This is a genomic window from Nocardia sp. CA-145437, from assembly GCF_050956485.1.
Classification (GTDB): domain Bacteria; phylum Actinomycetota; class Actinomycetes; order Mycobacteriales; family Mycobacteriaceae; genus Nocardia.
The window spans coordinates 1658342-1671716 of the sequence record NZ_CP191204.1; the positions used below are offsets into that span (position 1 = coordinate 1658342).

General features: G+C 73.9%; 1 protein-coding gene. It reads left to right on the forward strand.

Annotated features, from left to right (window positions below):
- Nucleotides 1-66: 66 nt before the first annotated feature.
- Nucleotides 67-13350: an SDR family NAD(P)-dependent oxidoreductase gene (locus tag ACQPYY_RS07305; RefSeq protein ID WP_433593183.1), complete on the forward strand. Its 13284-nt coding sequence runs from the start codon at nt 67-69 to the stop codon at nt 13348-13350.
- The last annotated feature ends 25 nt before the right edge of the window (nt 13351-13375 follow it).

A 13375-nucleotide genomic window follows, 5' to 3' on the forward strand; every position in this document is an offset into this window, starting at 1 on the left:
GAAATCACGCCTTCTGATGGCGTCACTTCCACACCACGTGCCGAATAGGCAAGGGGGAGAGCCGTTTTGAGTTCCATCAACGCCACCGATAATGCCGGGATCGCCGTCATCGGATTCGCGTGCCGCCTACCCGGCGCGGGCAACCCCGCCGAGTTCTGGGAACTGCTGAGCTCGGGCACCAGCGCCATCTCCTCCTGGCCCGACGACCGCGCCGCGTACGCCGGGGCGGGCGACCGTCCCGAGCGGCGCGGCGCGTTCCTGGCCGATGTCGAGGGCTTCGACGCGCCGTTCTTCGGGATCTCCCCGCGCGAGGCGGCCGCGATGGACCCGCGGCAGCGGCTGGTGCTCGAACTCGCCTGGGAGGCCCTGGAAGACGCCGGCACCCGGCCCGAGCAGCTGCGCGGCGGCGACACCGCGGTGCTGGTCGGCACCCACCGCGACGACTACGCCGCGCTGCTCGGCACCCTGCCCGAGGACGCCATCACCCATCACAGCCTGACCGGCGCCAGCCGCGGCGTGATCGCCAACCGGGTCTCCTACTTCCTGGGCGTGCACGGGCCCAGCCTGACCGTCGACTCGGTGCAGTCCTCGGCCCTGGTGGCGGTGCATCTGGCCTGCCAGAGCCTGCGTGCCGGCGAGGCGTCCACGGCCCTGGTGGCCGGCGTCAACCTGAACCTGTCCGCGGCGACCGCGGTCGCGACCGAGCGTTTCGGCGGGCTCTCGCCCACCGGCACCTCCGCCGCCTTCGACGCCAGCGCCGATGGCTTCGTGCGCGGTGAGGGCGCCGTCGCGCTGCTGCTGAAGCCGCTGGCCGACGCCATCGCGGCCGGTGACCGCGTCCACGGCGTGATCCACGGCAGCGCGGTCAACAACGACGGCGCGACCGAGGGACTCACGGTGCCCGGGCAGGCCGCCCAGGAACAGGTCCTGCGGGAGGCGTACCGGCGGGCCGGGGTGTCCGCGGCGCAGGTCCAGTACGTCGAGACCCACGGCACCGGGACGCCGGTCGGCGATCCGATCGAGGCGGCCGCGCTCGGCGCGGTACTGGGGCCGGGGCGGACCCGGCCGCTGCCGATCGGCTCGGTGAAGACCAATATCGGGCACCTGGAGGGCGCGGCCGGGCTGGCCGGACTGCTCAAAGTGCTGCTGTGCCTGCGGAATCGGCAGCTGCCGCCGAGCCTGAACTTCTCGGACCCGAATCCCGCGATCCCGTTCGGTGCGCTGAATCTCGCTGTGCAGACCGGGCTTTCGGGGTGGCCCGAGCCCACCGTGCCGCTGGTCGCGGGGGTGAGCTCGTTCGGCATGGGCGGCACCAACTGCCACCTGGTGGTGGGTGAAGCACCGGAGAACGAGCCGGTGGCCGAGGTGGGCCGTCCGCTCGCGGTCGTGCCGTGGGTGCTCTCGGCGCGCACGCCCGAAGCGCTCGCTGACCAGGCGAAGCGGCTCGCGGAACTCACCGCGCCGGATCTCGACGATGTGGGCTGGTCGCTGGCCACCACCCGGGCGACGTTCGACCACCGCGCCGTGGTCGCCGCGGGCGACGGCCCGGCCCGGCAGCGCGCGCTCGAGGCGCTCGCCGCGGGGCTGCCCGCGCCGCAGCTGGTGACCGGTTCGGTCGAGCCGGGCGAGTCGGCGGTGGTGTTCTCCGGGCAGGGCGGGCAGCGGATCGGGATGGGCTTGGACCTCTACCGCGAATTCCCGGTCTTCGCCGCGGAATTCGACGCCGTCGCCGCGCATCTGGATCCGGTCCTGGACCGCCCGCTGCGCGACCTCATCGCCACCGGCGAGGACCTGGACCAGACCGGCTACGCGCAGCCCGCGCTGTTCGCGCTGCAGGTGGCGCTGTACCGGCTGGTCGAATCATGGGGTGTCGCACCGGATTTCGTCGCCGGGCATTCCATCGGTGAGATCGCCGCGGCGCACGTGGCGGGGGTATTGTCGCGCGCCGACGCGGCCACCCTGATCGCGGCGCGCGGACGGCTCATGCAGGCGCTGCCGAGCGGCGGGGCCATGATCGCGCTGGAGGCCACCGAGGACGAGGTCGCGCCACTGCTGGCCGGACTGCCCGAACTGGGGATCGCCGCCGTCAACGGGCCGCGCGCGGTCGTCATCGCCGGACCGGAGCGCGGCGCGGTCGAGGTCGCCGCCCTGGTGTCCGCGATGGGACGGAAGACCAAGCGGCTCACTGTCTCCCACGCCTTCCACTCACCGCTCATGGAGCCGATGCTCGACGGGTTCGCGGCGGTGGTGCGGACCCTGACCTTCGCGCAGCCGACTCTGCGGGCGGTGTCCTCGGTGACCGGGGGACCCGCGCAGGAGTGGGCGTCGGCGGACTACTGGGTGGAGCACATCCGGCAGCCGGTCCGATTCGCGGACGCCGTCCGCACGCTCGAAACCTACGGTGTGACACAGGTATTCGAGCTCGGTCCCGACGGGGTGTGCTCGGCCATGATCGCCGACGCGGCCGTCGACGCCGAGCGGATCACCGCCGTCCCGGCCCTGCGCCCGGACCGCGACGAACCCGCCACCATCGTGGCCGCGGCGGGGCAGCTGTACACCCGGGGTGCGCGGATCGACTGGCCCGCACTGTTCTCCGGGTCCGGTGCGCGGGTCGTGGACCTGCCGACGTATCCGTTCCAGCGCCGCCGGTATCCGCTCCTGGGGGGTGCGGCGGTGCCCGCTGTCGCCCCGGTGACGGCCACGCCCGCCCCGGCGGAGGTGGCGGTCGCCGCTCCCGCGGTGGCGGACATCGACGTGGATGCGCTGGTCACCGGCCACATCCGGGCCGTGCTCGGCTTCGACGCCACCGAACGCGTCGACGTCCACGCCCGCTTCCGTGACCTCGGGTTCGATTCCCTGCTCGGGGTGGAGCTGCGCAAGGCGCTCGCGCGCGCCACCGACCTGAGCCTGCCCGGCGGGCTGCTGTTCGACTACCCGACGCCCGCGACCCTGATCGACTACCTGAACGCCGCGCTCACCGGCACCACGAATGATGGTGCGGCCGAGACGTTCACGGCCGCCGGTGACGAGCCCATCGCCATCGTCGGCATGGCCTGCCGCTATCCGGGCGGCATCGCCGGACCCGACGACCTGTGGCGGGTGGTGGCCGACGGCATCGACGCCATCACCGAATTCCCGGCCGACCGCGGGTGGGACGAGGCTCTCTTCGACGGGGACCGGCCCGGCGGCAGCTACGTGCGGCTCGGCGGCTTCCTCGAGCACGCCGACGAGTTCGACGCGGCCCTGTTCGGCATCTCGCCGCGTGAGGCGCTGGCCATGGACCCGCAGCAGCGACTGCTGCTCGAAACCTCCTGGGAGGCCATCGAACACGCGAGCATCGATCCGCAGTCGCTCGCCGGTTCGCGCACGGGCGTGTTCATCGGCGCGACCGTCTCCGACTACGGCCCGCGCATGCACACGCCCGCCGCGGGCACCGAGGGCTACGTGCTGACCGGTACCGCGAACAGCGTGATGTCGGGTCGCATCGCCTACCAGCTGGGCCTGCTCGGCCCGGCGCTGACCGTGGACACCGCGTGCTCCTCGTCGCTGGTCGCCATTCACCTCGCGGTGCGCTCGCTGCGCGCGGGGGAGTCCGCCCTGGCGCTGGCCGGTGGCGCGGCCGTGATGGCCAATCCCGGGATGTTCGTGGAGTTCTCGCGCCAGCGCGGCCTCGCGCCCGACGGCCGCTGCAAGCCGTTCGCGGCCGGCGCGGACGGCACGGCGTGGGCCGAGGGCGCGGGCGTGCTGCTGCTGGAGCGGCTCTCCGACGCGCGCCGCAATGGCCACCGGGTGCTCGGTGTCATTCGCGGCACCGCCATCAACCAGGACGGCGCGTCCAATGGCCTGACCGCGCCCAACGGTCCCGCGCAGCGGCGCGTGATCGGCGCGGCCCTCGCCGACGCCGGGCTGACCGCCGGAGCGGTCGACGCGGTGGAGGCCCACGGCACGGGCACCGCGCTGGGCGACCCCATCGAGGCCGACGCCCTGCTCGCGACCTATGGCGCACAGCGTGACTCGGGCATACCCCTGTACCTGGGATCGCTGAAATCGAACATCGGCCACGCGCAGGCCGCCGCCGGTGTGGCCGGTGTGATCAAGATGGTGCAGGCCATGCGGCACGGCGTGCTGCCCGGCACCCTGCACCTCGACGCGCCCACCCCGCACGTCGACTGGTCGGCGGGCAGCATCGAACTGCTGGCCCATCCGCGCGACTGGCCGCGCGGGGCCCACCCGCGCCGGGCCGGCGTGTCCTCCTTCGGCATCAGCGGCACCAACGCCCACCTCGTCCTCGAAGAGGCCGAGTCCGACTCCCCGGCAGCCGCATTCCCCGCGGACCCCTCCGATCCGACCGGAACCGTGGTCCCCGCAGCCGCGCCGCCCGGAACCGGGGTGGCCGCCGTCGCGCCCACCCCGTCCACGTCCGCTGGATCTGAGAACGCGCTCTCGGTAGCCCCGTCCGGGGCAACCACATTCGCGGCGAGCGCGGCCGCGCGGCCGGTGGCGTGGCTGGTGTCCGGCCGGGACCGGCAGGCCCTGCGCGCGCAGGCGGGCAAGCTGGACGAGTTCGTCGGCGCGCGGCCGGACGCATCGGTCGGCGCGTTCGCCCACTCGCTGGTGCGGACCCGGGCGCTGCTGCCCGAACGCGCGGTCGTGGTCGGCCGCACGCCCGCGGATCTCCGGTCCGGTCTGGCTGCCCTGCGCGATGGAATCGACGCGCCGCAGCTGGTGTCGGGACGGGCCACACGTGCTGTGCGCACCGCGTTCCTGTTCACCGGTCAGGGTGCGCAGCGTCTCGGTATGGGGCAGGAGCTCTATGCCGCTTACCCGGCGTTCGCCGCGGCTTTCGACGCGGTGTGCGCGGCCTTCGACCCGTGGCTGGCACTGCCGCTGCGCGAGGTCGTTCGCGACGACATCGACGCCCTGGACCGGACCGAGTACACCCAGCCCGCCCTGTTCGCGGTGGAGGTGGCGCTCGCCGCGCTGTGCCGCGAGCTGGGCCTGATTCCCGATGCGGTGGCCGGTCATTCGATCGGTGAGCTGGCGGCGCTGCACGTCGCCGGTGGAATCGGACTGGCCGATGCCGCGAAGCTGGTGGCCGCGCGCGGTCGGCTGATGCAGGCGGCGCGAGCGGGTGGGGCGATGATCGCCATCGGCGCGCCCGCCGACGAGGTGGCCGCATCGCTCGACGGGCACGCGGTGGATATCGCGGCGGTGAACGGACCTGCCTCCGTGGTGGTCTCCGGTGACACCGATGCCGCCGAGGCCGTCGCCGAGCGGTGGCGGGCGGCCGGTCATCGCACGCACACGTTGCGGGTCAGTCACGCCTTCCACTCCGCGCACATGGATTCCGCGCTGGCGGAGTTCCAGGCCGTCGCCGAGTCGGTGTCCTTCACCGACCCCGTGATTCCCGTGGTGTCCGCGCTCTCACCCGAGCAGGCCGATCTCACCTCGCCCGACTACTGGGTGCGTCAGCTGCGCGGCACCGTGCGCTTCCTCGACGCCGTGCGCACGCTCGAGAACGACGACATTCGACTGTTCGTGGAGATCGGCCCCGATGCCGTGCTCACCGCCATGGCCCGTGAATCCTTCGCGACCCCGGCGTCGATCGCGGTGCCCCTGCTGCGCCGCGGCCGCCCCGAGGACGACACCTTCGTGACCGGTCTGGCCACCGCGCACGTCCACGGCGCGCCCGCCGACCTGACCGCCCTGGTCGAATCACCGTCGGCCCCGGTCGAATTGCCGACCTACGCGTTCCAGCGCGGCAGCTACTGGCTGCGCGGCGGCACCGAGCGGCCCGCCGCCGGGCATCCGATCCTCACCACCCGGGTCGATCGCGCGGACCGCGACGAGGTGCTCTTCAGCGGCACCCTGACCACCGCCGAACACGGCTGGCTGCGCGACCACGTCATCGCCGGTGCGCCGATCCTGCCCGCCGCCGCCTTCGTGGACTTCGCCGTCGCGGCGGCGAATCTGCTGGGCGCCGAACAGGTTTCCGAAGTCGTGGTGGAAGCCGCGCTGCCGCTGGCCGGTTCGGTGGAGGTGCAGCTGATCGCCGGCGCCGCCGGAGCGAACGAGCGTCGGCCCTTCACGATCCACGCCCGGACCGCCGAGGACGCGCCCTGGTCGCGGCACGCCTCCGGATTCTTCGACCTCGCCGCCGCGCCCGCCCCCGGCCTCGGCGACGAGTGGCCCGCACCGGATGCCGTCGAGGAGCCGATCGAGCACGCCTACGACCGGCTCGCCGGCCTCGGCTACCAGTACGGCGCCGCCTTCCGTGGCCTGACCCGCTGGTGGCGCACCGACGACGCGCTGTTCGCGGAAGTCCGGCTGCCCGACGCCCGTATCGACGAGGCCGGTCGCTACGGCCTCCATCCCGCGCTGCTCGACGCCGTCCTGCACCCGCTGGTGCTCGACCTGGCCGATGCCGCCGGGCCCCGGGAGATGCTGCTGCCTTACGCGTTCTCCGCTGTACGCGTGAGCCTTCCAGGCACGAGCGCACTGCGCGCCCGCCTGATCCGCACCGGCCGGACGTCGGCCGAGATCACCGTCACCACCGAGGACGGCACCCCGGTCGCCGTCATCGGGGCGCTGGACTTCCGGCCCACCGCCGTCGAGGGCTTGGTCGCCAGGCCGCCGCTGTACGCCCTCGCCTGGCAGCCGCTGCCCGAATCCGACTCCACCGGAACCGAAGTCGAGACCCTCGTCCTCGACCCCGGAGACACTCCCGAACAGGTGCACGCGGCCACGATCCTGGCCACCGAATCGATCCAGCGCCACCTGGCCCAGGCACGCTCGCCGCTCGTCCTCGTCACCCGTGGCGCGGTGGCCACCACCGCGGGCGAGCGGGTCGACGACCTCGCCGGCGCCGCGGTGTGGGGTCTCGCCCGCGTCGCCGCGAGCGAACACCCCGGACGGGTGCTGGTGCTCGACATCCCGGCGCAGGACGAGATCGGGGAGTGGCCGCACCGGGCCGCCGCCTCCGGGGAAGCCCAGCTCGCCGTCCGCGACGGTGCGCTGCACATCCCCCGGGTCGCCACGCGCACAGCCGAATTCACCGGCACGCCGATCCGCGCCGACGGCACCGCGCTGATCACCGGCGGTACCGGCGGCCTCGGCGCGCTGTTCGCCCGTCACCTGGTCGCCGAACACGGTGTGCGCCACCTGCTGCTGGTCAGCCGCCGCGGCCCGGCCACCCCCGGCGCGGAGGACCTGACCGCCGACCTGCGCGCCGCCGGTGCGACCGTCGAGGTGCTCGCGGCCGATATGGCCGACCCGAACGCCGTCGCCGGGGTGCTCGCCGCGGTCCCCGCCGACCGTCCGCTGCGGGCGGTGGTGCACGCCGCGGGCACGCTCGCCGACGCCATGATCGACACGCTGACCGCCGAGCAGATCCACACCGTGCTGCGCCCGAAGGTCGACGCCGCCTGGCAGTTGCACCGGGCCACGGCCGACCTGGATCTCGACGCGTTCATCCTGTTCTCGTCGCTGTCGGGCACCATCGGCACGGCGGGACAGGGCAATTACGCCGCGGCCAACGCCTATCTCGACGGCCTCGCCGCCCATCGCGCCGCCGCGGGCCTGCCCGCCCGCTCGCTGGCGTGGGGTCTGTGGGACACCTCGGTCGGCATGGGGACGGGTCTGTCCGCGGCCGATATCGAGCGCTGGAAGCGCCTGGGCGCACCGCCGTTGACCGTCGAGACGGGCCTGGCGCTGTTCGACACCGCGCTCGGCAGCCCCGAACCGGTCGTGGTCGCGGCGACCATCGACTACGGCGTGCCCGCCGCGGCCGCCCCGGCCATCCTGCGCGCACCCGTGCGCCGGGGGAACCGGACCGCGGGCGGCGCCTGGGCCGACCGCATGACCGCCCTCGCCGACGACCGGCGCGCCGACGCGCTGCTGGAGTACGTGCTGAGCGTGAGCGCCGCGGTGCTGGGCCATGATTCGGCCTCCGGCCTCGACGCCGACAGCGCCTTCCGGGAACTGGGCTTCGACTCGCTGGCCGGGCTCGAACTGCGCAACCGGATCGGCGCCGAGACCGGCCTCACCCTGGGCGCGACCGTCGTCTTCGACCACCCGTCGCCGACCGCGCTGGCCACCCACCTCGGGGAACTGCTGCGGCCGAAGCAGCCCGCCGCCACGGTGGCGGTGAAAGCCCGCACCGCCCAGGACGATCCGATCGTGATCGTCGGCATGGCCTGCCGCTATCCCGGCGACGTCCGCACGCCCGGCCACCTGTGGCAGCTGGTCGCCGACGGTGTCGACGCCATCGGCGAGTTCCCGGTCAACCGCGGCTGGAACGTGGAGGAGCTCTACGATCCGCGCTCCGAACGTCCGGGCACCTCCTCGACCAAGAACGGCGGCTTCCTCTACGACGCCGACCTGTTCGACGCGGACTTCTTCGGCATCTCCCCGCGCGAGGCCACGGCCACCGACCCGCAGCAGCGGCTGCTGCTCGAAACTGCCTGGGAGGCAATGGAATACGCGGCCATCGACCCGGCGACCCTGCGCGGCAGCCGCACCGGCGTCTTCACCGGGGCCATGTACGACGACTACGCCATCCGGGTGCAGGGCGCGGCGGGCGAATTCGAGGGCCTGCTGCTGGCGGGCAACCTGTCCAGCGTGATCTCCGGCCGCCTGGCCTACACCTTCGGCTTCGAGGGTCCCGCGATCACGGTCGACACCGCCTGCTCGTCCTCGCTGGTCGCCATGCACCTGGCCGCGCAATCGCTGCGCAGCGGGGAATGCGATCTCGCGGTCGCCGGCGGCGTCACCGTGATGTCCACCCCGAACACCTTCGTCGAGTTCTCCCGGCAGCGCGGCCTGTCCGCCGACGGCCGCTGCAAGGCGTTCAGCGCCGACGCCGACGGCACCGGCTGGTCGGAAGGTGTGGGACTGGTCGTGCTGCAACGACTCTCCGACGCCCGCGCCGCCGGACACGAGGTGCTGGCGGTGCTGCGCGGCACCGCGGTCAACCAGGACGGCGCGTCCAACGGCCTGACCGCGCCCTCCGGCCCGGCGCAGGAGCGGGTGATCCGCGCGGCATTGGCCGACGCCGGACTGTCCGCCGCCGAGGTGGACGCGGTGGAGGCGCACGGCACCGGCACCCGGCTGGGCGACCCGATCGAAGCGCAGGCCCTGCTCGCCACCTACGGCAGCGACCGCGCGGACGACCGGCCGCTGTGGCTCGGATCGTTGAAGTCGAATATCGGTCACTCGCAGGCGGCTTCGGGCGTGGGCGGCGTGATCAAGATGATCGAGGCCATGCGCCGGGGCGTGCTGCCGCGCACCCTGCACGCCGAAACGCCCAGCCCGCACGTGGACTGGTCGTCGGGTGCGGTGCGGCTGCTGACCGAGGCGCGGCCGTGGCCGGAGACCGGGCAGCCGCGCCGGGCCGGTGTGTCGTCGTTCGGTGTCAGCGGCACCAACGCGCACGTCATCCTGGAGCAGCCCGCCCCGCGGACCGCCGTCGCGGTCGCGCCGGAGCAGCCGGTGCCGTGGATCCTGTCCGCCAAGGACGACGCCGGACTGCGGGAGGTGGCCGCCCGGCTGCGCGACCACCTGGCCGAAACCGATGCCCGCCCGGCCGATATCGGCCTCACCCTGGCGACCGGACGCGCGCGGCACGATGTGCGCGCCGCCATCACCGGTGAGCCCGCCGAGCTGGCCCGGGCCCTCGACGACCTCGCCGCGGATCGGCCGAACACCGCCGTCGCCCGGGCGCGGCGGGGATCGCGCGGCACACTGGGCATGCTGTTCACCGGTCAGGGCAGTCAGCGGCTCGGGATGGGCCGCGAACTGTACGAGACCTCACCGGTTTTCGCGGAGGTCTTCGACGAGATCTGCGCGCTGCTGGACCCCGGTCTGGCGCGCCCGCTGCGCGAGGTGCTGTTCGCTCCGGAGGGCTCCGCCGACTCGGCGCTGCTCGACCAGACGCATTTCGCGCAGGCCGCGCTGTTCGCCGTCGAGACGGCCCTGTACCGGACCGTCGAAAGTCACGGTCTGCGACCGGATTACCTGACCGGGCACTCGATCGGCGAGGTCGCCGCCGCGCACGCCGCCGGGGTGCTCGACCTGGCCGGCGCCGCGACGCTGGTCTCGGCGCGCGGACGGCTCATGCAGGCGGCCCGCTCGCACGGCGCGATGATCGCCGTCGAGGCCACCGAGGCGGAGCTGGCCCCGGACCTGGCGGGGTACGGCGACGCCGTGGTGATCGCCGCGATCAACGGCCCGCGTTCGACCGTCATCTCCGGTGACGCCGACGCGGCCGCCGCGGTCGCCGAGCTGTGGCGCGAACGCGGCCGCAAGGTGCGGCAGCTGCCGGTCAGTCACGCCTTCCACTCCCCGCACATGGACGACGTGCTCGACGAATTCCACCGCGCCATCGCGCATCTGGACTTCCGGCCGCCGACCATTCCCCTGGTCTCCAATGTCACCGGAAGCCTGGCCACCGTGGAGGAGGTGACCGACCCCGGGTACTGGGTTCGCCACATCCGCCTCGCGGTGCGCTTCCTCGACGGCATCCGCTACCTCGAGAGCGCCGGCGTCACCGACTTCGTGGAGATCGGGCCCGACGGGGTGCTCTCCGCGCTGGCGCAGCAGACCCTCACCGCCACCGACGGTTTCGCCGCGCCCGTGCTGCGTCGCGGCCGTTCGGAGCGCCAGACGCTGACGGCGGCGGTGGCGATCGCGGGTATGCGCGGCCACCGCGTGGACTGGGACAGCCTGTACACCGGCGCCCGCCGGGTCGCCGCGCCCACCTACCCGTTCCAGCACAAGCGGTACTGGCTCGAACCCACCGGCCGGACACCGAATCTCGCCGAGCTGGGCCTGGGGGCCGCCGACCACCAGCTGCTGGGCGCGGCCGTCCCGATCGCGAATCGCGACGAGGTGCGTTTCACCACACGCCTGGGCGTCGAATCCGTGCCGTGGCTGGCCGACCACGCCCTCGACGGGCTGCCGGTCGTGGCGGGCACCGCGCTGGTCGACATGGTCCTGCACGCCGCGGGCCGGGTCGGCTGCGACGAGCTGGCCGAACTCACCATCGGCGCGCCGCTGGTGCTGCCGCCGGGCGGCACCACCGTCCAGGTCGGCATCGGGCTGCCCGACGAACTGGGCCGCCGCAGCGCCGAGGTCCACTCGCGTCGCACCGACGACGGCGAATGGGTCACGCACGCCGGCGGATTCGTGGTCGCCCGCACCGAGGACCGCGCCGCGGGCACGGTCGGCGCGATCGACGACTCCGAGTTCGACCTCACCGGCGTCTACGAGCGGCTGCACGACCTCGGCTACCAGTACGGTCCCGCGTTCCAGGGGTTGAAGCGGGTGCGCCGCACCGACGAATCCCTGTTCGTCGCGGTCGAACTCCCGGAGGCCCGGCACGGCGACCACGTCGACCTGCACCCGGCCCTGCTCGACGCCGCGCTGCACGCGCTGCTGCCGGGCGTCACCGACGAGCCGGCCCGCTCGTGGCTGCCCTTCGCCTGGAGCGGCGTGCGGATCCACGCGACCGGAGCGACCGCGCTGCGGGTGCGCATCGACCTGGAGGACGCCGGAACCGACGCGCTGCGGGTATCGCTGCACGCCGACGATCCGGCCGGAGCGCCGGTGGCCACCGTCGATTCGCTGGTCCTGCGGGCTCGCACGGCCGTCACCGCCGCCACCGAGGTGGACGGGCTGCTCGTGCCCCGGCTGCGGCCCCTGCGGACCGGGGGCGACGGCGTCGGTGTGCAGATCATCGAAGCGCCCACCGGCTCGCCCAAGGCCGTGCTGCACGCCACCCTGGAGACCGTCCGCGACTGGCTCGCGCAGTCCGAGGGCGAGCGGCTCGCGATCGTCACCGCCGCGGGCGAACTCGGCCACGCGGGCATCCGCGGCCTGGTCCGGTCGGCGGAGGCGGAGAACCCGGGCCGGGTCACCGTCGTCGAGATCGACGAGTCCGAACGCTCGCGCGACGTCCTGGACCGGGCCGCCGCGACGGGCGAACCGCACGTCGTGGTGCGCGACGGTGAACTGTTCGCGCCCCGCCTCGAGCGGATGCGGCAGGTGGCGGGGGAGACCCCGGACTGGTCGCGCGGCACGGTCCTGATCACCGGCGGCACCGGCACCCTGGGCACACTGCTGGCCCGCCACCTGGTGGCCGAGCACGGCGCCCGGGACCTGCTGCTCCTCAGCCGCCGCGGCCCCGCCGCCCCGGGCGCGGCCGCATTGAGCTCGGAGCTGGCCGAATTCGGTGCGCGGGTCGCCATCGTGGCCGCCGACGTGACCGACCGCGACGCGCTCGCGGCCGCCATCGGCGACCGCACCATCGGCGCGGTCGTGCACACCGCGGGCCTCACCGAGGACGGTGTCGTCACCGCCCTCACCCGCGAACAGCTCGACCGGGTGCTGCGGCCCAAGCTCGACGCGGCCTGGCACCTGCACGAACTCACCCTGGCCCACCGGCCCGCGGCCTTCGTGCTGTACTCCTCGGTGGCGGGCCTGCTCGGCACCGCCGGGCAGGCGAACTACGCGGCCGCCAACACCTACCTGGACGGTCTCGCCGAACACCGGCAGTCCCAGGGCCTGCCCGCGACCTCGCTGGCGTGGGGCCTGTGGGCCGGGAGCAGCGAACTCAGCGGCCACCTCGAGGACGTGGACCTGCGGCGGCTCGCCCGCTCGGGCCTGCTGCCCCTCGACCCGGCCGCGGCCCTGGACCTGTTCGACGCCGCCGTCCGCACCGGGGAACCGGTGCTCGCGGTGACCCGGATCGATCAGGAAGCCTTGCGCGCCAACGAGTCCGGGGTGCCCGCGCCGCTGCGGGAACTGGTGCGCACCAAGGCGCGCCGCGCCGCCGCGGCGGCCTCGGCCGCACCGGATCCGACGGCCCGGCTGGCCGGACTCGACCCCGACGCGCGCATCCAGGCGCTCGCCGATCTGGTCCGGGCCCGCGCCGCCGCGGCCCTGGGCCACGACGACGACTCCGCCGTCACCCGGGACCGGTCCTTCCAGGAGCTCGGCTTCGACTCGCTCATGGCGGTCGAGTTGCGCAACGATCTCGGCAAGGCGCTCGGCCTGGCGCTGCCCGCCACGCTGATCTTCGATCACGCCAACCCGGCGGCCCTGGCCGAACACCTGGCCGGACAGCTCGGATTCGACACCGGCGCCACCGAAGTGCCCGTGCTCGAACTGATCGACGGCCTGCGCCCGTCCATCACGGCCGCGCTGACCGACACCGACACCGGCCAGGCCGCGGCCATCGCGGCCCGGCTGCGGGAACTGCTGAGCCTGGTCACCGCCGACACCGGCTTCGAGGGCGATCTCGACGCGGCGACCGACGACGAGCTCTACGCGCTCATCGACGAGCTCGACTGAATTCCCCCACCTCCCTTCCTCTTCC